The organism is Pseudomonas sp. PA-7-1E, from assembly GCF_021605325.1.
GTDB lineage: Bacteria > Pseudomonadota > Gammaproteobacteria > Pseudomonadales > Pseudomonadaceae > Aquipseudomonas > Aquipseudomonas fluorescens_BV.
The window spans coordinates 1-20,688 of record NZ_WKFA01000032.1; the positions used below are offsets into that span (position 1 = coordinate 1).

General features: G+C 61.0%; 14 protein-coding genes. 4 read left to right on the forward strand and 10 right to left on the reverse strand.

Annotation, left to right across the window (positions count from 1 at the left end):
* The 5 genes from GIW79_RS19120 to GIW79_RS19140 form a co-directional block, all read right to left on the reverse strand.
* Window positions 1-866 (reverse strand): vWA domain-containing protein (locus GIW79_RS19120; protein ID WP_236477399.1); only part of this gene is annotated, 866 nt, incomplete at its 3' end.
* Window positions 859-1,353: a DUF4381 domain-containing protein gene (locus tag GIW79_RS19125; RefSeq protein ID WP_003190798.1), complete on the reverse strand. Its 495-nt coding sequence runs from the start codon at window positions 1,351-1,353 to the stop codon at window positions 859-861. The genes GIW79_RS19125 and GIW79_RS19120, both read right to left, overlap by 8 nt.
* Complete coding sequence (locus GIW79_RS19130) at window positions 1,350-2,282, reverse strand: DUF58 domain-containing protein (protein ID WP_034126021.1); 933 nt, start codon at window positions 2,280-2,282, stop codon at window positions 1,350-1,352. Before GIW79_RS19130 ends, GIW79_RS19125 begins: the two co-directional genes overlap by 4 nt.
* Window positions 2,283-2,287: 5 nt before the next feature.
* Window positions 2,288-3,247 (reverse strand): AAA family ATPase, encoded by a 960-nt coding sequence (locus tag GIW79_RS19135; RefSeq protein WP_020301524.1) that lies wholly within the window; start codon window positions 3,245-3,247, stop codon window positions 2,288-2,290.
* A gap of 367 nt (window positions 3,248-3,614) precedes the next feature.
* The gene (locus GIW79_RS19140; RefSeq protein WP_127881916.1) at window positions 3,615-3,968 is read right to left on the reverse strand and encodes a hypothetical protein; all 354 of its coding nucleotides are present in this window, start codon (window positions 3,966-3,968) and stop codon (window positions 3,615-3,617) included.
* A gap of 482 nt (window positions 3,969-4,450) precedes the next feature.
* On the opposite strand from GIW79_RS19140, the gene GIW79_RS19145 reads away from it, so the two are divergent.
* Window positions 4,451-9,319 (forward strand): NAD-glutamate dehydrogenase, encoded by a 4,869-nt coding sequence (locus GIW79_RS19145; RefSeq protein ID WP_054897965.1) that lies wholly within the window; start codon window positions 4,451-4,453, stop codon window positions 9,317-9,319.
* A gap of 247 nt (window positions 9,320-9,566) precedes the next feature.
* Here GIW79_RS19145 and GIW79_RS19150 read toward each other — a convergent pair whose 3' ends face one another.
* The 3 genes from GIW79_RS19150 to GIW79_RS19160 form a co-directional block, all read right to left on the reverse strand.
* Entirely contained in the window at window positions 9,567-10,253 is a 687-nt protein-coding gene (locus tag GIW79_RS19150; RefSeq protein WP_236455305.1) for a GntR family transcriptional regulator, read from the reverse strand.
* A gap of 16 nt (window positions 10,254-10,269) precedes the next feature.
* Window positions 10,270-10,971 (reverse strand): FadR/GntR family transcriptional regulator, encoded by a 702-nt coding sequence (locus GIW79_RS19155; RefSeq protein ID WP_014718317.1) that lies wholly within the window; start codon window positions 10,969-10,971, stop codon window positions 10,270-10,272.
* A 158-nt stretch (window positions 10,972-11,129) separates the two neighbouring features.
* A complete protein-coding gene (locus GIW79_RS19160; protein ID WP_169855370.1) occupies window positions 11,130-12,455 on the reverse strand; it encodes a C4-dicarboxylate transporter DctA in 1,326 nt (441 codons plus the stop codon).
* A gap of 215 nt (window positions 12,456-12,670) precedes the next feature.
* Between GIW79_RS19160 and GIW79_RS19165 the strand changes: the two genes are divergently transcribed.
* On the forward strand, window positions 12,671-13,300 hold the full coding sequence (locus tag GIW79_RS19165; RefSeq protein ID WP_089041819.1) for a DNA-3-methyladenine glycosylase I: 630 nt from the start codon (window positions 12,671-12,673) through the stop codon (window positions 13,298-13,300).
* Window positions 13,301-13,427: 127 nt separating this feature from the next.
* Here GIW79_RS19165 and GIW79_RS19170 read toward each other — a convergent pair whose 3' ends face one another.
* Window positions 13,428-13,829, reverse strand: coding sequence for a cupin domain-containing protein (locus tag GIW79_RS19170; protein WP_019820196.1), 402 nt, complete (start codon window positions 13,827-13,829; stop codon window positions 13,428-13,430).
* Between the two features lie 84 nt (window positions 13,830-13,913).
* On the reverse strand, window positions 13,914-15,347 hold the full coding sequence (pdxR, locus tag GIW79_RS19175; protein WP_236455307.1) for a MocR-like pyridoxine biosynthesis transcription factor PdxR: 1,434 nt from the start codon (window positions 15,345-15,347) through the stop codon (window positions 13,914-13,916).
* Window positions 15,348-15,544: 197 nt separating this feature from the next.
* Between pdxR and GIW79_RS19180 the strand changes: the two genes are divergently transcribed.
* Window positions 15,545-18,913 (forward strand): calcium-binding protein, encoded by a 3,369-nt coding sequence (locus tag GIW79_RS19180; protein WP_236455309.1) that lies wholly within the window; start codon window positions 15,545-15,547, stop codon window positions 18,911-18,913.
* A gap of 27 nt (window positions 18,914-18,940) precedes the next feature.
* Entirely contained in the window at window positions 18,941-20,686 is a 1,746-nt protein-coding gene (locus GIW79_RS19185; protein WP_236455311.1) for a hypothetical protein, read from the forward strand.
* Window positions 20,687-20,688: the final 2 nt, after the last annotated feature.

A 20,688-nucleotide genomic window follows, 5' to 3' on the forward strand; every position in this document is an offset into this window, starting at 1 on the left:
GGCTCGAGGGTGTCGAGGGTGTCCTTGATCTTCAGCAGTTCCTCGCCGTCCCGGGCGCGGAAATACTGGCCGCCGGTGGTCTCGGCCAGTGCCTTGAGCGCCGGTTCGTCGAGGTCCAGGCTCGGGTTTACGCCTAGGATGCCCAGGGAGCCGGTTTGCTCGGGGTCGGCGCCGATGCCGATGGGGTAGATTTTCACGCCTTCCTCGGCCGCCAGGCGCGCGGCGGTCAACGGGTCGATCTGCCCGGCGTTGTTGGCGCCGTCGGTGACCAGGATCAGCACACGGCTTTGCGCCGGGCGCTGGCGCAGGCGTTTTATGGCCAGGCCGATGGCGTCGCCGATGGCGGTGTTCTTGCCAGCAATACCGATGCGCGCTTCATCCAGCCAGGTGCGCACGGTGCGGCGGTCAAAGGTCAGGGGCGCTTGCAGGTAGGCTTGGCTGCCGAACAGGATCAGGCCCACGCGGTCACCTTCACGCTCCTCCAGAAAGTCTCCCAGCAGGTGCTTGACCAGGGCCAGGCGGCTGACGTCCTCGTCCTGCCAATGCATGTCGGGAAAATCCATGGAGCCGGAGACATCCACCGCCACCAGCAAATCCCGGCCGCTGGCAGCAATCGGCAAGGGTTCGCCCAGCCATTGCGGGCGGGCGGCGGCGGTCAACAGCAGCAACCACAGCACCACGAATGGGGCTTGCTGGCGCCAGCCGGGCAGGTTGACGCGGGCACGGCGGCGGGCCAGGCCTTCGAGGTCGCTGAGGTAGCTGACTTTCAGCGCCGGTTCGCCGCTGTCGGCCACGGGCAGCACCAGGCGCATGACCCAGGGCAGTGGCAACAGGGCGAAGATCCACGGCCAGGCGAACTCAAACATGTTTGCGAATCCAGGTGTCGACGGCTTGGGTGAGGCCGGCGATGGCTTTGTCGTCGAGCTTGCATTCGGGTTTGTAGGCGCCTTCCACCAACACCATCCAGCGCGTCAGGCCGGCGGCGGGGCAGCGGTTGTCCAGGAAGGCCAGCCATTTGCGCCCGTTGAGGGTATGGCTCTGGCTATAAGGGTAGTCGTTACGGCACAGGCGCTTGAGCAGGCCGTTGAGTTGCTGCAGCCAGGCGCCCGCAGGCGCTCCGTCGTAGGGCTTGGGCATCAAAGCCAACTCGGCCAGGGCGGCGATACGCAACGGGTCCAGTGGTTGTTCGGCGCGGGCCACAGGGCGGCGGGCCGGCAGGAAACGGCGCAGCCACCACAAGCCCCAACCGAGCAGTGGGATCACCAGCAGCAACAGCCACCAGCCCGGTGCCGGTGGCCAGAAGCCAATGGCGGGCGGGGCGATCAGCGGTTGCAGTTGGTCCAGGCTGCTCATGGTTTTTTAACCGGGCGTTGCGGGTTGAGGTATTCGCGCAGTTGCTCGACCATTTCACTCTGGGTGCTCAAGGGCATCAACAACAGCCGCAGTTTCTGCGCGAGCAGTTCCCAGCGGGCGATACGCGCTTCGGCTTGAGCCTTGTAGGCCTGGCGCAGGTCGATATTCAGCGTGTCCAATTCCAGTTGCGCGCCCCTTTGCGCGAAACGCAGCAGCCCGGCGGCGGGCAGGGCGTGGTCCAGCGGGTCGGAGATCGGTAATAACAGCAGGTCGCAATGGCGCGCCAATAGGCTCAGCTGTTGCTCGGCGCCTTCGGTGAGGGCGCGCTCATCACAGATCACCACCACCAGGCTGCCGGGGCGCAGCACCTCGCGGCCACGGCGCAAGGCCATGCCCAGGGCATCCGCTTCCGGTTGACGCTCGGTGTTCAGGCTCTGGTTGACCCGCACCAGCCGGTTGAGCAGTTGCAACAGGCTCTGCTTGCTGCGCCGTGGCTTGATCTCGTAGTGCTCGTTGTCGCCGAACACCAGCCCGCCCACCCGGTCGTTATGGCCCAGGGCGGCCCAACCGATCAGGCTGGCGGCCTGGGCGGCAAGCACCGACTTGAACATTTGCCCCGAGCCGAAAAACAGCCGGCAACTTTGCTCGACCATGATGAAAATCGGTCGCTCGCGCTCTTCGTGGAACAGCTTGGTGTGCGGCTCCTGGGTACGCGCCGTCACGCGCCAGTCGATGGTGCGCACATCGTCGCCGGCCTGGTACACGCGCACCTGGTCGAAATCGACGCCACGCCCGCGCAGCTTGGAGTGATGCAGGCCCACCAGCGGGCTACGCTGGCCAGGCGTGGAGAACAACTGCACCTCACGCACGCGGTGGCGCATCTCAATCAATTCACTGAGGGTTACGCGGATGCCATCGCTTGCGTTCATCGACTTCAAGCGACGGCAACGACGTCGAGAATGCGTTGCACCACGCGGTCCTGGTCGACACCGGCGGCTTCGGCCTCGAACGACAGGATGATGCGGTGACGCAGCACGTCGAACAAGACCGCCTGGATATCTTCCGGGCTGACAAAATCGCGACCGGCCAGCCAGGCATGGGCCCGGGCACAACGGTCCAGGGCGATGGAACCACGCGGGCTGGCGCCATAGGCGATCCACTCGGCCATTTCCGGATCGAACTTCGCAGGGGTGCGCGTGGCCATCACCAGTTGCACCAGGTATTCCTCCACGGCATCGGCCATGTACAAGCCGAGGATTTCCTTGCGGGCGGCAAAGATCGCCTGCTGGCTAACGCGCCGCTCGGGCTTGGTTTCGCCATTCAATGCTTCGCCACGAGCTTGCTGCAGGATGCGGCGCTCGACGGCGGCGTCCGGGAAGCCGATCTTGACGTGCATCAGGAACCGGTCGAGTTGGGCTTCGGGCAGCGGGTAGGTGCCTTCCTGCTCGATGGGGTTTTGCGTGGCCATCACCAGGAACAGCGGCGACAACTCGTAAGTGCTGCGGCCCACGCTGACCTGGCGCTCGGCCATGGCTTCGAGCAATGCCGACTGCACCTTGGCCGGGGCACGGTTGATTTCGTCGGCCAGTACCAGATTGTGGAAGATCGGCCCCTGCTGGAATACGAAGCTGCCGGTTTCCGGACGATAGATCTCGGTGCCGGTGATGTCGGCGGGCAGCAGGTCGGGGGTGAACTGAATACGATGGAACTGCGCTTCGATCCCTTCGGCCAACTCCTTGATCGCCTTGGTCTTGGCCAGCCCCGGTGCGCCTTCGACCAGCATATGGCCGTCAGCGAGCAGGGCGATCAGCAGGCGATCGATGAGTTTTTCCTGGCCGAGAATCTGCGTAGAAAGAAAGGTTCGCAGCGCAAGCAGCGCTTCACGATGTTCCATCGATGACGGTTCCTGGAAAGATGAGCCTGGGTGTCGTGACAGAACACCGGGCCTGGGGCGTTTACTTTAATGCATCGCGGGGTGCGGCGACTAACGGCTTGATGGGTATTTTTGGCGAAACTTACAGGATTGCGGTGTGAGCGGTATAACAGCTGGGTAGGTAGAGCACGGTCACTGTGGGAGCTGGCTTGCCTGCGATCCAGTCAACTCGGTGATTCAGGCACACCGAGTCGATACCTTCGCAGGCAAGCCAGCTCCCACATTTGGATCGTGCCTCAGCCAGATCAGCGTCGGCTGTCAGGCCGTCACGGGAGCAAGCTCCCTCGCCACAGATTTAGCGTCGTGCCGAAGTTTCAAGTGACCGGTTTCAAGTCCGAATGAACGTGCCGGTGCCTGTGAGGATGTTCTGCAGGGTTTCCTGCACTTCGGCCATGTCTGACGCGGCGGTGCTGTGGGTGATCTCCAGCTGGTCCTTGCCGCCCAGGGCATCGGCATCGCCGGCCGCCAGTTCGATCAATAAGGTGGTGTCGCCCAACGTCACTTTCAGCCCATCGAGGGTCGAAGGCTCGTAGTCCCAGGTCAGCTCCACTTCGTCTTCATCCGGGTAACGGGTGAGCATGAACATTTCGCCGTTCTTGCCGTGACAGCAAAGCATGGCCATGTTGTCTTCTTCGTCGTCGCACGGGGTGGCCATCAGGGCGTCGGTTTTCAGCTGCAGCATGGGGCAATCCTGTGTAGGGGAGGGCAATTGTGCCACTGCGGCGAATTTTGTGCTTCATCCTGTGTCGGAAGTCAGGCATGACCTCACGGGCCGGATCGGTCATTTCTGGTACTGATGGTGTGCAAAGTAGCAAGATTTTCTACCGAAAATCCGGGGTTGCCCAAGTTGCAACCGACACCCTGCTTACCGATGACCGAATATGTCGCAGCGTCGCAAGCAGCGTTCTTCCTACACTCGTTAAGCTGCGCAACGGATGTGCCCTGTGCCAGGCGCCTGACCTGCCCGTCGTATCGTCATCTGGCCAACGGCATGCCGTATGGAAGTTGTATGTGACCTGACTGTCCTGTCCAGCTTCACCCACCTGTCACCCTGATTCGTTTATGGTGCTTGTCAGCACACCAGCGAACAGAGCTGACGGTCTCCCCGCAAGGGGATAACACGCGACGCTTTCATCAATAACAAGCCCAAGCGGAGTACCACAGATGGCGTTCTTCACCGCAGCCAGCAAGGCCGACTTCCAGCATCAACTGCAAGCGGCACTGGCGCAGCACCTCAGTGAACAGGCACTGCCACAAGTGGCGCTGTTCGCTGAACAATTCTTCGGCATCATTTCCCTGGACGAACTGACCCAGCGTCGCCTTTCCGACCTGGCCGGTTGCACCCTGTCTGCCTGGCGCCTGCTTGAGCGCTTTGATCACACCCAACCGCAAGTGCGGGTCTACAACCCCGATTACGAACGTCATGGCTGGCAATCGACCCACACCGCGGTCGAAGTGCTGCACCATGACCTGCCGTTTCTGGTCGACTCGGTACGCACCGAGCTGAACCGCCGGGGCTACAGCATCCATACCCTGCAAACCACCGTGCTCAGCGTGCGTCGTGGCAGCAAGGGCGAGCTGCTGGAAATCCTGCCCAAGGGCACCCAGGGCGAAGGCATCCTGCAAGAATCGCTGATGTACCTGGAGATCGACCGCTGCGCCAACGCCGCCGAACTGAACGTGCTGAGCAAAGAGCTTGAGCAGGTGCTGGGTGAAGTACGCGTGGCTGTGGCCGATTTCGAACCGATGAAAGCCAAGGTCCAGGACCTGCTGGCCGGTATCGACGCCAGCGCGTTCGCCATCGACGGCGAAGAAAAAGCCGAAATCAAGAACTTCCTCGAATGGCTGGTGGGCAACCATTTCACCTTCCTGGGCTACGAAGAGTTCGTGGTACGTGACGAGGCGGACGGCGGTCATATCGAATATGACGCCAGCTCCTTCCTCGGTCTGACCAAGCTGCTGCGCGCCGGCCTTACCGCCGAAGACCTGCGCATCGAAGACTACGCCGTGGCCTACCTGCGCGAGCCGACCGTACTGTCGTTCGCCAAGGCCGCCCACCCAAGCCGCGTGCACCGTCCGGCTTACCCGGACTACGTGTCGATCCGCGAGATCAGCGCCGACGGCAAGGTCATCAAGGAACACCGTTTCATGGGCCTGTACACCTCCTCGGTGTACGGCGAAAGCGTGCGGGTGATCCCTTACATCCGTCGCAAGGTCGCGGAAATCGAACGTCGTTCGGGTTTCCAGGCCAAGGCGCACCTGGGTAAAGAGCTTGCCCAGGTGGTGGAAGTACTGCCCCGTGACGACCTGTTCCAGACTCCGGTCGACGAGCTGTTCAGCACCGTGATGTCGATTGTGCAGATCCAGGAACGCAACAAGATCCGCGTGTTCCTGCGCAAAGACCCCTATGGTCGTTTCTGCTACTGCCTGGCGTACGTGCCACGCGACATCTACTCCACCGAAGTACGCCAGAAGATCCAGCAAGTGCTGATGGACCGCCTGAAGGCCTCGGACTGCGAGTTCTGGACCTTCTTCTCCGAGTCCGTGCTTGCCCGTGTACAACTGATTCTGCGGGTTGACCCGAAGAACCGCCTGGACATCGACCCGCTGCAACTGGAAAAAGAAGTGGTGCAGGCCTGCCGCAGCTGGCAGGACGACTACGCCAGCCTGGTAGTGGAAAGCTTCGGCGAAGCCCAGGGCACCAACGTGCTGGCGGATTTCCCCAAAGGCTTCCCGGCCGGCTACCGCGAGCGTTTCGCCGCGCATTCGGCTGTGGTCGACATGCAGCACCTCAACAGCCTGACCGAAGCCAACCCGCTGGTAATGAGCTTCTATCAGCCGCTGGGCCAGGTCTCGGGCCAGCGCGAGCTGCATTGCAAGCTGTATCACGCCGATACGCCGCTGGCGTTGTCCGACGTGCTGCCGATTCTGGAAAACCTCGGCTTGCGTGTGCTGGGCGAGTTCCCGTATCGCCTGCGCCATGCCAATGGCCGCGAGTTCTGGATCCATGACTTTGCGTTCATCGCCGCCGAAGGCGTGAACCTGGATATCCAGCAGCTCAACGACACCCTGCAGGATGCGTTCGTGCATATCGTGCATGGCGACGCCGAGAACGATGCGTTCAACCGCCTGGTCCTCACCGCCGGCCTGCCATGGCGCGACGTGGCGCTGCTGCGTGCCTATGCCCGTTACCTGAAGCAGATTCGCCTGGGCTTCGACCTGGGTTACATCGCCAGCACCCTGAACAACCACACCGACATCGCCCGCGAGTTGACCCGGTTGTTCAAGACCCGCTTCTACCTGGCGCGCAAGCTCACTGCCGACGACCTGGAAGACAAGCAGCAACGCCTGGAGCAAGCGATCCTCAGCGCCCTGGACGACGTTCAGGTGCTCAACGAAGACCGCATCCTGCGTCGCTACCTGGACCTGATCAAGGCCACCCTGCGTACCAACTTCTACCAGACCGATGCCAACGGCCAGAACAAGTCGTACTTCAGCTTCAAGTTCGACCCGCGTGCTATCCCCGAGCTGCCCAAGCCAGTGCCGAAGTTTGAAATCTTCGTGTACTCGCCACGGGTCGAAGGCGTGCACCTGCGCTTTGGCAACGTGGCCCGTGGCGGCCTGCGCTGGTCGGACCGTGAAGAAGACTTCCGCACCGAAGTGCTTGGCCTGGTAAAAGCCCAGCAAGTGAAGAACTCGGTGATCGTGCCGGTGGGCGCCAAGGGCGGCTTCCTGCCGCGTCGCCTGCCATTGGGCGGCAGCCGGGACGAGATCGCGGCCGAAGGCATCGCCTGCTACCGCATCTTCATTTCCGGCCTGTTGGACATCACCGACAACCTGAAAGACGGCGCGCTGGTGCCGCCGGCCAACGTCGTGCGTCATGACGACGATGACCCGTACCTGGTGGTGGCGGCGGACAAGGGCACTGCAACCTTCTCCGACATCGCCAACGGCATTGCCATCGACTATGGCTTCTGGCTGGGCGATGCGTTCGCCTCCGGTGGTTCGGCTGGTTACGACCACAAGAAAATGGGCATCACCGCCAAGGGCGCATGGGTAGGTGTACAGCGTCACTTCCGTGAGCGCGGCATCAACGTGCAGGAAGACAGCATCACAGTGGTAGGCGTCGGCGATATGGCCGGTGACGTGTTCGGTAACGGCTTGTTGATGTCGGACAAACTGCAACTGGTCGCAGCCTTCAACCACCTGCATATCTTCGTCGACCCGAACCCGAACCCGGCCACCAGCTTCGTCGAGCGCAAGCGTTTGTTCGAACTGCCGCGTTCGGCCTGGACCGACTACGACACCAGCATCATGTCCGAAGGTGGCGGTATCTTCTCGCGCAGCGCGAAAAGCATTGCCATCTCGCCACAGATGAAAGAACGCTTCGACATCCAGGCCGACAAGCTGACCCCGACCGAACTGCTCAACGCCTTGCTCAAGGCGCCGGTGGACCTGTTGTGGAACGGCGGTATCGGTACCTACGTCAAGGCCAGCACCGAGAGCCATGCCGATGTGGGCGACAAGGCCAACGACGCACTGCGCGTCAACGGCAACGAGCTGCGCTGCAAGGTAGTGGGCGAGGGCGGCAACCTGGGCATGACCCAGCTGGGGCGTGTGGAATTCGGCCTCAATGGCGGCGGTTCCAACACCGACTTCATCGACAACGCCGGTGGCGTGGATTGCTCCGACCACGAAGTGAACATCAAGATCCTGCTCAACGAAGTGGTGCAGGCCGGTGACATGACCGACAAGCAGCGCAACCAACTGCTGGCGAGCATGACCGACGAAGTCGGCAACCTGGTGTTGGGCAACAACTACAAGCAGACCCAGGCCCTGTCCCTGGCCGCGCGCAAGGCTTACGAGCGTGCTGCCGAGTACAAGCGCCTGATGAGCGACCTGGAAGGCCGTGGCAAGCTGGACCGCGCCATCGAGTACCTGCCGACCGAGGAGCAGCTCACCGAGCGCGCCTCCAGCGGCAAGGGCCTGACCCGTCCGGAACTGTCGGTGCTGATCTCGTACAGCAAGATCGACCTCAAGGAAGCATTGCTCAAGTCGCTGGTACCGGATGACGAGTACCTGACCCGTGACATGGAGACCGCGTTCCCTCCGAGCCTGGTGGCCAAGTTCGGCGAAGCCATGCGTCGCCATCGTCTGAAGCGCGAGATCGTCAGCACCCAGATCGCCAACGATCTGGTCAACCACATGGGCATCACCTTCGTACAGCGACTCAAAGAGTCGACCGGCATGAGCCCGGCGAACGTGGCGGGCGCTTATGTGATCGTGCGGGACATCTTCCATCTCCCGCACTGGTTCCGTCAGATTGAAGCCCTGGACCACCAGGTTTCCGCTGACGTGCAACTGGAGCTGATGGACGAGTTGATGCGCCTGGGCCGTCGCGCTACGCGCTGGTTCCTGCGCAGCCGTCGCAACGAGCAAGACGCCGGGCGCGACACCGCGCACTTCGGTCCGCACCTGGCGGCGCTGGGCCTCAAGCTCGACGAACTGCTGGAAGGCCCGACCCGCGAAGGCTGGCAGAACCGCTACCAGGCCTACACCCAGGCCGGCGTACCGGAGTTGTTGGCACGCATGGTTGCGGGTACTACCCACCTGTACACCTTGCTGCCGATCATCGAAGCCGCCGACGTGACCGGGCATGACGCCGCCGAAGTGGCCAAGGCTTACTTCGCCGTGGGCAGCGCCCTGGACTTGCCATGGTACCTGCAGCAGATCAGTGATCTGCCGGTTGCCAACAACTGGCAGGCCCAGGCCCGCGAAGCCTTCCGCGATGACGTGGACTGGCAGCAACGGGCGATCACCATCTCCGTCCTGCAAATGGCCGATGCGCCACAAGACATGGAAGCCCGCGTGGCCCTGTGGCTTGAGCAGCATCAGGACATGGCGGATCGCTGGCGTGCCATGATGGTGGAAATTCGTGCCGCAGTGGGCACGGACTACGCCATGTACGCGGTGGCCAACCGTGAGTTGCTGGACCTGGCGTTGAGTGGCCAGTCGGTGTTGCAACCGGCTTGATGCCTCGCTGAACCAAAAGCCCCCGCATCGTGAGATGCGGGGGCTTTTTGTTTGATCTGGAATGCGATCAATGTGGGAGCTGGCTTGCCACCTTACTGTAGGAGCGAGCTTGCTCGCGAAAAACGTCAACGATAACGCGTGCTTGCTGAATGAATGCGGCGCCTGTGAGTTTTTCGCGAGCAAGCTCGCTCCTACAATGGCATTAAGGCAAGCCAGCTCCCACAGGTTGATCTTCATTCACTGGGGATCAGTGGTGTTTGAGTAGTCGGGTTTCCAGGTGATCCAGGTGCTGGGTCATCAGGGCGACAGCCGTGTGGGCGTCGCGCTGTTCCACGGCATCCACAATCGCCACATGCTCCTGCCATGCGCAATAGGTGCAGGCCTTTGTTTCAAATTGCGCAATGATCAACGACGTCAACGGCACCAGGCTGTTGAGAAACTGTGCCAACGGCGCATTGCCTGCCATGTGCGCCAGTTGCAGATGAAACTCTCCCGAAAACCGGATCGCCGGCCCCCGCTGGTCACGCTCAATGGCGGTGCGCTCCTGTGCAATCAGCTCGCGCAGTTGGCGAATTTGCATCGCTGTGGCCTGGGCGGAGGCCAATTGCACCACGGTCATTTCGGTGAGGCGCCGTGCTTCCAGAATCTGCCGTGTGTGCTGGGCATCCGGCGCGGCGACCTGGGCGCGCTGGTTGGGGCGCAAGATGACCACTTGCTGATGGGACAGCTTGGCGAGCACCCGGCGAATCACGCTGCGGCTCACGCCAAAGAGTTCGCCCAGGCCTTCTTCGGTGAAGCGGCTGGCGGGCGCAATGCGTTGCTCAAGAATGGCGTCGAACAAGCGTGGGTAGATATCGTCCACCGAGGGCTTTTTTTCGGGCGTCCAGCGTAGGGACGTGAGGGTGGAGTCGCGTTGCAGGGCGTGAGCGTTCATGGCCGGTCTCCGAAAATCAACTGCCCAGATGGTCGTCCGGGATATTCAAGCGAATGCCCATGCGCAGGCCTTCCTGCAGGATGTGCCGGCGCATTTCGGCACTGGCCAGGGCGCTGTTCTTGTTGCGGATGGCGCGTACCACGGCTTCGTTCTCTTGCAAGCGTTCGGCCAGGTGTTCAGGGGAGTTGCGCAATACCTGGGCGCTTTGTTTGAGCGCGGTGCTGGTTTGCTGCACCACGTTCTGGAAGATCGGGTTGGAGGTCAGGGCGAAGAGTTCTTCATGGAAGTCGATATAGGCGTTCATGCCGGCTTCGGCATCGCCGGCATCCAGGGCTTCGCGCATGTCCATCAGGGTCAGGCGCAGTTGGCCGATTTCCTTGCTGCTGATCGACTGGGCCACCAGGCCGACGATGAAAGGTTCGAGGGTGTAGCGCAGTTGTAGGATGTCCTCGAGGCTGGCGTCGGCCACGGCGTCGCTCGATTGCGGCTCGCTGACGCTGGTTTCCAGCACGACCACGCCTTTGCCCGGCATGGAGCGCACCAGGCCGAGGGTCTCCAGCACGATCACAGCCTCACGCAGGCTCGGGCGGCTGATGCCCAGCTGTTCGGCCAGTTCGCGTTGACCGGGCAGCATTTCACCGCGGCGCCACTGGCCTCGCGCCAAGGCGGCGCGCAGTTTTTCTACCACTGAATTGACGACGGTTGAGGTGCTGATCACGTCGAAGGCTCCTTGATGTTGCTCATACAGTATTCAGTCTGGCGAAGGTCCAGTGTGGGAGCTGGCAGGCCTGCGATGACTGAGTGTCAGGCACTACAGTTGACGCTGACCCACCGCTATCGCAGGCAAGCCAGCTCCCACATTGGGTGGGTGTTGTCCTAGAACTCCTGATGCGCCGGCAGCACCGGCTTCTTGGCCTGGAAGGCATAGCCTTGCTGGCCGTCGAGCACTTTGTTGGCGCGCTGGATATCAATGTCTTTTTCCCAACGGGCAATCGCCACCGTGGCGACGCAGTTGCCGATCAGGTTGGTCAGCGCACGGCCGATGCCCATGAACCAGTCCACCGCCAGCACCAACACCAGGCCGACCACCGGAATCGCCGGGATTGCCGTGAGCGTTGCCGCCAGGATCACCAGCGCCGAGCCTGGAATGCCATGGGCGCCCTTGGAGGTGATCAACGATACCAGGAGGATGGTCAGCAAGTCGGTCATCGACAGCGGCGTGCCGGTGGCGTTGGCGATAAAGACGATGGCCAGGGTCAGGTAGATCGAGAAACCGTCGAGGTTGAACGAGTATCCGGTGGGGATTACCAAACCCACGGTGGAGCTGCCAATGCCCAAATGTTCCAGCTTGCGCATGATCTGCGGCAGTACAGCGTCGGACGAAGCGGTGCCCATCACGATCAGCAGTTCTTCGCGCAGGTACTTGAGCAGCGGCAACATGCGCAGGCCCGACAGGCGCATCACCAGCCCGAGGATCACCGCCACGAAGGCAAAGCAGGTCAGGTAGAAAAGCCCCACCAGGCTGCCCAGGTGTTGCAGTGAGTCCAGGCCATAGGTGCTGGTGGTGAAGGCGATGGCACCGAATACGCCAATCGGCGCCAGGCGCACGATCATGCCCATGATGCGGAAGATCACATGGCTCAATTCGTTGATCAGTCGCGAAATCCCGCTGGCCGCTTCGCCCACCAGGTTCAGCGCGCTGCCGAACAGCACCGAAAACAACAGCACTTGCAGCACGTTATTATCGGCAAAGGCGCCAACTACCGAGTTGGGGATCAACTCCATCAGAAACTGGCTGGTGCCGCGGATGTGCTGGCCCTTGTCGGCCAGTTCATTCAAACCGGCGGAAGAGAGTTGCTCCAGGTGAATATTGGCGCCGCTGCCGATGCCGGTGCTGAAGGCCATGATCAGGCCGAGCACCAGGGCGACGGTGGTCAGCATCTCAAAATAGATCACCGACTTGAGGCCGATGCGTCCGACCTTCTTCAAGTCGCCCGCGCCGGAAATACCGCTGACCACCACGCAGAACACGATCAGGCCGATCAGCATTTTGATCAGCTTGATAAAGCCGTCACCCAGGGGTTTGAGTTGCGAGGAGAATTCGGGAAGGGCCAGGCCGCAGGCGATGCCGAGCATCAGGCCAATCACGACTTGCAGGAAAATCGAACGCGAGCACCATCTGAGCATGGGAGGGATCTCTATTCGGTGCCCTGGTGGTTCCAGGGCTTAATTGTTGTGGTCTTACCGGTAAGTCCAGTGCGGGGCCAGTCTACGCCCGGTTTTTTTCAAATCACAAGTGAATATTTGGCGGTTGGCAGGTCCCGGTCTGACCAGTTGGTCGGTAAGTACGATGCTTGAGCGGTTGGCGGAGATTAATTTTTTTTGCGTATCATCGTCCTCGGCATACGAGGTGATGGATGGACCAATCAGGGCTGACAACCGACGAAGCAGGGCGCATGTACTGCGCCTGGCGCACTGCAGCGCCTGCTTACCTGCATTACCACGACCACGAATGGGGCGTGCCGGTGGCGGATGACATCGCGTTGTACGAGAAGATCTGCCTGGAGGGCTTTCAGGCGGGGATGGCGTGGATCACCATCCTGCGCAAGCGCGAAAACTTTCGACAGGCGTTCGAGGGTTTTGATTTTCGCCGGGTGGCGCACTACGGCGAGGCGGACATCGAGCGGTTGATGAGCGACCCGGGCATCGTGCGCAATCGCGCGAAGATCGTCTCGGCCATCAACAACGCGCGCCGGGCCTGTGAACTGGTGGAAGAGACCGGCTCGCTGGCGCGCTGGCTGTGGGCGTTCGAACCCGGCGCGCAAGAGCGGCCGGCAGTGGTGGACATGGCTTACTGGACGGCCAATCCGACCTCAGCGGCTTCGGTGCGCTTGTCCAAAGCCCTGAAGAAACGCGGCTGGACCTTTGTCGGCCCGACCACGATGTATGCGCTGATGCAGGCGATGGGGATGGTCAATGATCATCTGGAGGGTTGTGAGTGCCGCCAGCGCATTGAACACCAGCGCAACCTGTTCAAACGTCCCTGACCAGATACGGTTAAAACTGTGGGAGCTGGCTTGCCTGCGATAACGGTGGGCCAGTAAAAGATGAGCTGGCTGGTCCACCGCTATTGCAGGCAAGCCAGCTCCCACATGGGTATTGTGGTGTTGCTGATTACTTGGGAAGTGGGGTAAGTACCTCAGCCTTGTCATCCAGCACCATCACCACCAGCAGCTTGGCCGGTTGGGTCTGGCTGGCATTGCTTGACTCAAAATGCCGCGAGCCGGCCGGTTCGTAGAACGATTGCCCGGCTTTGTAGGTGATCGCCTTTTCATCATTGACCCGCGAGGTGATCTCGCCTTCGAGCACATAAGCCACGGCGGTGCCGGTGTGGCTGTGGGGCACGGTGGCCTGGCCGGGGGCGTAGTCCACGGTGAGCATGATGGTTTTCTTGCCCGGCACGTTGGTCAAGGCGTGTTCTTGCAGCACCTTGAGCGTTTCCTTGTTGTAGACCGGGTCGTGGGCAAATGCACTGAGGGAGGCGAGCATCAGGGTAGCAGCGAACAAGCGTTTCATGATGAGGGTTCCATCGGGTGAAAGACCGCTTCACCCTACGCCGCCGAGGGCTTGCCACCAATGACCAATGCGCCGGAAAACCGCCTAGCCAATCTGCAGGAGAATATCCCGCACCTTGTCCAGCGCCGGGTCGATATCCAGGGTCTCGATGGCGCCGAACCCCAGAATCAGCCCCGAGCGCACCGGGAGGTCGTGAAAAAACACGTCCAAGGGATATAAACCCACCTCGACCTGACGCGCCCGTTCCATCAGCAATGGAATATTCACCGGCACCTTGCACAGGGCCGCCAGGTGAAAGCCTGCCACCGTCGGTACTGCCTCGAACCACGGCGACAGATCGCCCGCCAGACGCTGCAGGATGCGTTCGCGACGCCCCGCGTAGACGCCGTGACAGCGGCGAATATGTTTGAGCAGGTAGCCTTCGCTGATGAACTTGGCCAGCGCCCACTGCGGCAAGGTGGCGCTGTGCTGGTCGGTCAATTGCTTGGCCTTGAGCACCGCACCATAAATGGCCGGCGGCAGCACCGCGTAGCCCAGGCGTAACTCCGGCGACAGGGTTTTGGAAAAGGTGCCGACGTAGGTGACCACGCCTCGGGTATCCATGCTTTGCAGGGAGTCGGTGGGGCGGCCTTCGTAGCGGAATTCGCTGTCGTAATCGTCTTCGATGATGATCGCGCCGAGCGCAATGGCGCGGTCCAGCAGGGCTTCGCGCCGCGCCTGGCTCATGGGCATGCCGAGGGGGAACTGGTGGGACGGCGTCACATAGATCAGGCGCGTGCCATCCGGGATCTGGTCTACCTGCAGGCCCTGTTCGTCGACGGCAACACTGGCGACGCGGGCGCCCATCGCGACGAACAATTGGCGTGCGGGGCTGTAGCCGGGGTCTTCCATCGCGACCATGCTGCCGGGCTCAAGCACCACGCGGGCAAGCAGGTCCAGCGCCTGCTGTGCGCCGTTGGTGACTACGATATCGCGGGCGCCGCATTTGACCCCACGGGAAAACGCGATATGCCCGGCGATGGCATCGCGCAGGGCGGGCACGCCTTCTGGCTGGCTGTAAAAACCACTGTTCTGGGCGATGCGACGCAACGCATCCTGGGTGCAACGCCGCCATTCATCCTGGGGGAATTGGTGGCGTGTCGTCGCGCCACCGATAAATTCGTAGCGCAGGATCTCCTCGCGGGCGGGGTGGCCCATGGGTGAGGGCAGTGCCGCCCATTTGCCCAGGTTGGCGGCACACGCCAGGTCGGTGGCGGTTTGCACGCGGTCGGGCTGTGGCGCCCAGGCATTGACGAAAGTACCGCGGCCGATCTTGCCAATCAGCAGGCCCTCGTAGGTCAAGGTGGCGTAGGTGTCCGACACGGTCTTGCGCGAGATGCCCAGTTGTTCGGCGAGCAGTCGGCTGGGGGGCAGCTGTGCGCCTGCCGACAGCCGCCCGGTGGCGATGGCTTCGCGCAACTGCTGGTAGAGCTGTTCGGCCAGGTCCTTGCGGCCATTGATTACCACGTGCAGTTCCATGTTTCATCCCAAGGCTTCACTCCGCGCCAAGACTACTCGCTTGCGGTGCGGGCTCAAAATATCTATGAGTCAGTCGCCCCTGCGTATAAGCATCTACCGTCGCCTGGCTATTACCGGCCGCCATGATTTCCCCTATAGCAGGCACCGATTGCCTGCCGCCCGCGTTATTCAACGTGATGGCATAGGGAGCCGGACTCATGACGACATCGAAAACACATACTAAAAAGAGGCTTGAGACCTTGCTCGCCCTGGACCAGAGCCTGGGACCGCTGGTGGTTGGCGAGTTGACTGTCTCGCGTATAGACCTGGCCGCCATGGGTGCCCAGGTGGCGGGAAAACCGGTCAAGACCCATCGTCTGGCGGTACGCGAGGCAGATCAGACGCTGCTGGATTCAATCCGGTTCTCGGCATCCAGACTGCAGCGTTATCTTCGTGGGAGTAGTTCTGTCAGCGACAGCAGCGCCGCTGTGCTATTTGAGTTCGCGGCGTTGCGCTCTACACAAGCTGCGCCTTTACTGGTGGTCAAGCCGGGAGACGAAAATCCCGGTGCAGTGGGCAAGCTCGATAGGCTGTTACGTTCAGTGCAGAAAACCAATCTCAACCAAGCGGCGCAGTTGGAGGGAATGCCTGGTTGGGTCGAGCCGAAGAAAAGCCGAAGCTTGGCGGTAATGGGCGCGGGGCTGGAGGTTTACGGGTACTACAGTGCGATCAACGCGTTGGCCGAAGCGATCAAGACCGGCGATATCAATGAGGCGGTAGTCACAGGCGCAGAGTTGTTTGCCAACCTCACGGGCACGGCACTGGAGTTGGCGCTGGAGCACTTGGGCAGACGACTGCTGGAAAACGGGCATAAGGTGTTAGCAGGTTTCAGCGCCAGTTCTCTTGGCCAGGCCCTGCGGCGGGGCGCCGGCCTGTTCGCTCTGGTGCTGACGTTGCCGTTTGACTATCACAATGCCAAGCAATCGCTGCATAAGGCGGCGAACAGCACTGGCAAGGAAGCGCTTGATCATTACGTCAACGCCGGCTTCAGTATCGTGAGCGCCAGCGTCAGTGTGGCCCTGGGGGTTGCAGCGTTGGCTGGATTCGGCGTGGCCGGCCCGCTGGGTATTGCCGCCGCCGCCGTATTGATGTTTGGCGCGCAACTCTATGCGGCGGTTCGTCAGGTGGATGAAATTGATGACTATATCGAGCTGAGTGTTTTCGAGCGGCTGCACACGGGCTGGTTGGCATTTCAGGGCAAGGAACCGGAGAAAGAAATACGTGAGCGGTTCGCCCTGGCCAGGATGGAAAATTGGTATGCGCAGCACCTGACCAATCAGGCCCAGACCTGGCTCAGGGGGGCGCTCAGAGGCACCGTACAGGCGGTAGTCAATGGTGGGTTTGAGGTGCGGCTGAGCCCGGTCCGGCATTGGAAGCATCGATGGAACGAAGCCGAGGGTGAGGATCCCTACATCGACACCACCGAGCCGATGCTCGTCGACCAGAATGATCAAATAGATGCTTCCAGCGCCTCGGTTGGCCGTCTGCCGGGTGTGGTGCTTGGTCAGGGTGATGCGAACTCCGCGGTGCTTTGGCGGCTGGGGGGCGGCAATGACGATGTCAAAGGCTTCGCTGAGATCCCCAATATTTTTCAGTTCGGTGAAGGCCAAAAGCAGCTGACCGGTGGCGCCAGGGACGACGTATTCAGCTATGACATGCCGACGGGCACACTGGACGAGGCCGACGCACATCGCCCGGCCAGTCAGCTGCGTGGCGAGGCAGGCAGCGATACGCTCTACCTGTCCAACTCGGCCATCTATGAGCACCAGACGCAGGGTTATGCCATCGACCTGCAGGCGGGCACCGTCGTGCGGCGCAAAGATATCGACAAACCGCTGCCTCATCACTCGATCAGCCTCGACTCGATAGAAAATATCGCCACGCCAGCCGGGGTTGCCAGCCAAGTCAAGGGTTCGGAACAGGCCAATACGATAATCGCAAACGGCGATGGCGATCGGATCGAGGCCGCGCAGGGCAATGATACGGTGATCGTGCTGGGTTCCAACGCCTGGGTGGACGGCGGAGCGGGCAAGGACCGTTATGTTCTGGCCACCAACCGCGGCACGGTCTCGCTATACGAGCAGGACTGGGCCGAGGGTGCCGTGATCGAGATGCGCTGGCCTCTCTCGGCTATCGCCCATTGGGGCGTCCAGGGGTGTGCGTTGGTCATTGTGGTCTGGCGGGGCGTTAATGGCGAACTGCCGCAGCACGTGATCAAGCTTGAGCAGCTCTATACGCAAGGTGATGACCGGCGCTGGTTGAACAAGCACAGCCTGCTGTTTCTCACGGAGGACGGCTACATGCTTGAGCCGATTCTCGAACCGACATTGGTTGGCAACGAGGACGCCGACGTGACCGTCGCCGTGAGAGCAGGTGGCCAGGACGTCAGCCTGGACAGGGTGTTGAACGCCGGAACGTTCGTGGTGCCCCATGGGCGTTCGACCCGCTGTTTCATCGAACGTGGGCCACACAGAAAGGTGGTCGAAGTTCGTCTTAAAAGCGACGCGACTGCTTGCGTGTTGTACGTGGATTATTCGTCGCAGGAGATTCTCCAGGTATTGGCCGGTTACCGTGTGACCCTACGCAGGTTGGTTCACTTCGATTCGCTGACCTATAGCGACGTGAAATTAACCATCAGTTTCACCGACGGCAGTCAGTTGGTCCTCTGCGAATATGCCAGTGATCGATCCTCGATACGCACCAACGTGACGTCAAACATCATCGCGGTCAGCCTCAAACTGGACTGCCAGTTTGTACTGGTCATGAATGATGGCGTCTCATACCGGATACAGGCGGCCCAGCAAACCTATAGCCAGGACCGCGCCTCACCAGGTTTCAATACCTTCGATGGCAGCTCGGCATTGGTAAAAAGGCCCGGGATACACGGTTTTTTTCGACCGCATAGCGCCAAGGGGGGCTGGTTGCAATCGTCGCCGCAGAAAGTCGTTATTCCTGCCCCACCGCATTATCAAAAGTCTTACTCGTTGATGGGGCGGGCGTCGACCTATGAAGTGGTGCCCAGTACCGGCTCAACGATCTACCTGTCCACGCCGGACGCGCTGGCCAAAAAGTCGGACGCATCGTTCTGGCGGATCAACACGGCCAAGCTTGGTGAGCTGATTGAGCGGGCGCACATCGTCTTGAACGAAAACACGCTGACCCTCGGCAGCGTGAAGGTGCTGCTGCCACCCGTGACAGACCCTTCGGTGCCGCTGGAACAAGTCAGCGTACTCACCAAGCAGGGCGAGCAATACGACATCCGCCAGGACCTGGGGGGCATCTATCTCGCGCAACTGGATGCCTCCCCTTATCAGACTGTAGCCGAGGTCTGGGAAGCGTTGCGGCGTTCTCGCCAGTGGTCAACCTTGATGGCGCGTCAGCTGCGCGTTATCGGCTTGGAGCTGAGCGACGGCACGGTGTCAGGCGTTCATTACGATTCAGGCCGCGATTGCTGGGGGGCGGATGTTGATCCGCTGCGTACCGTAACGTCTGCGGACTTGCGGTTCAGCGGTGTTGACTCAGTCTGATTGATCATTAAAAGGGATTTTTTATTTATGCAGCAAAAACCGCAATCGCCCAGAACTGCCGGCCGACCCTCTGGGCGTGCCGGTGACGGTGCCGACAGTGTCATGGTCAGGGACTATGGCCGCCCGACCAGTACCACTCAACCGGCGTATCAAGGCGCGCAGCGCACGCGATACCGCAATGGTGGTTTGCTTGGGGTCCCGCAAATAAGTGCTTTGGATCTGCCTGGGCCGCCACCGCCAACGGCTGTATGGGTGACAGGCGATACGCTTGGAGCCGTCAATGCCGAGGGTATGCATGATGTGAACGGCCGCAGTTACGTCAATCTGGATACCGGGCAAACGGTGCAAGTGGTCCATCAGCCGGCCAGTGGTACTTATCACCCGCGCTTGGCGCATCAACTGGCTGCCGGCTCCGCTGTGGTACAGAGGGTTGGGAATACTTCAACCTGGACAAACGTGACGACCGCAGCGCATTCCAGTGTTCCGATAGCCACGCCAGTGACGATGCCAGCACCCGGGCCGCGAGATCCGCAGTGGGATCTGCAGCTCTACGATGCGCGAGGTGCTGGTGCAGCGACGGGGACTCCTATCCCGGGGAAAAAACAGTACGTCATTGGCGGGCAAAACTACTACGGTGATGAACTGTTTTCGTTGGACCACTACAAGGCAGGCGATAACAGGCTCTACATGCAGAATGCGAATGGTGTGTTGCAGCCTCGCGGCTCCATCACCGAAGACGGGATGATTCAGCTCTCTGGTGACCCGGCCGTCGCCTATTTGGAGGTGGGGAGCGTGCTGGTTCGCGTCGAGCTTGATAGCACGAGAAATAAATACCAACTGATCCCGAATGGTTCCAACAGCGCGCCGGGTATTTACCTGGATACTGGCGGCAGCCGGGCATCGTGGGTGCCCGAAATGCGCTTGGACAGCATCGGCGCAATCATTAACGCCGCCCGCAAATCGCTGGGCTACACCGGTGTTACCAGTGACATGAGCCAGGGCTTGATGTCGACGGTGGACAAGCAGACGTACTGCTATATGCGCCAATATGCGCGGCAGATGATTGCATTCGATAACCCGCGTATCCGCAACGCGCCCGTGCAGCAGCGAGATCGCATGATTGATGCACACATCTGGACCCATGGCTACCCGTATGACCGCCTGTTGCTCGGGATGCACGCCAGGGCTGAGGGCGTCGCACTACCACCGGGTGTTGTGCAGTTTGATGCGTTTCAAGGCATGGCCACCGTGGCGGCCCGTCGTGAGGGAACGTTCAATCTAGAGGCCGTTGCCGTCAATGATCAGCTTCATTATCCCTATCGCGGCAGGCGCGGGGATGAACAGGATTTTTTTGATCAATGGAGGGCGTTGGACATTAAGCAGACCAGGCAGCGTGGGGCGGCCAATGAGCAAATGTACCGTGAGTTACTTAAAAATGATGGCTATCGAATCATTCCCGGTGGGACCTACGGCGGCAGCCAGAATGGCTTCGATCTGGTATTCATGGGGCCGGCGGGCGATGTCTATGTGCTTGAAGTCAAACATGCCAAATCCGGCCACGTCAGCATGGCTAGGGTCAATCAGCACTTCCAGATGGAGGATGGCTGGGTCACACGGGTCCTGAGCAAACTGGACAGTCACGATCCAGGTGCCGGGCAGCAGGTTGCGGATGCACTGGCACGTCAACGGCTTTTCAAGGTCATTGGTGCGACCCTGCCAGATGGCAAACTGGTGCTATTTAAGATCGACATGAGCGCTGTACGTGCGCGGTGACA

Excerpts from the sequence above, each read along its gene's own strand:
- GIW79_RS19180 (WP_236455309.1), top strand. The coding sequence starts at position 15,545 with ATGACGACATCGAAAACACATACTAAAAAGAGGCTTGAGACCTTGCTC.
- GIW79_RS19145 (WP_054897965.1), top strand. The coding sequence starts at position 4,451 with ATGGCGTTCTTCACCGCAGCCAGCAAGGCCGACTTCCAGCATCAACTG.
- GIW79_RS19185 (WP_236455311.1), top strand. The coding sequence starts at position 18,941 with ATGCAGCAAAAACCGCAATCGCCCAGAACTGCCGGCCGACCCTCTGGG.
- GIW79_RS19135 (WP_020301524.1), bottom strand. The coding sequence starts at position 3,247 with ATGGAACATCGTGAAGCGCTGCTTGCGCTGCGAACCTTTCTTTCTACG.
- GIW79_RS19170 (WP_019820196.1), bottom strand. The coding sequence starts at position 13,829 with ATGAAACGCTTGTTCGCTGCTACCCTGATGCTCGCCTCCCTCAGTGCA.
- GIW79_RS19130 (WP_034126021.1), bottom strand. The coding sequence starts at position 2,282 with ATGAACGCAAGCGATGGCATCCGCGTAACCCTCAGTGAATTGATTGAG.
- GIW79_RS19125 (WP_003190798.1), bottom strand. The coding sequence starts at position 1,353 with ATGAGCAGCCTGGACCAACTGCAACCGCTGATCGCCCCGCCCGCCATT.
- GIW79_RS19150 (WP_236455305.1), bottom strand. The coding sequence starts at position 10,253 with ATGAACGCTCACGCCCTGCAACGCGACTCCACCCTCACGTCCCTACGC.
- pdxR (WP_236455307.1), bottom strand. The coding sequence starts at position 15,347 with ATGGAACTGCACGTGGTAATCAATGGCCGCAAGGACCTGGCCGAACAG.
- GIW79_RS19140 (WP_127881916.1), bottom strand. The coding sequence starts at position 3,968 with ATGCTGCAGCTGAAAACCGACGCCCTGATGGCCACCCCGTGCGACGAC.
- GIW79_RS19165 (WP_089041819.1), top strand. The coding sequence starts at position 12,671 with ATGGACCAATCAGGGCTGACAACCGACGAAGCAGGGCGCATGTACTGC.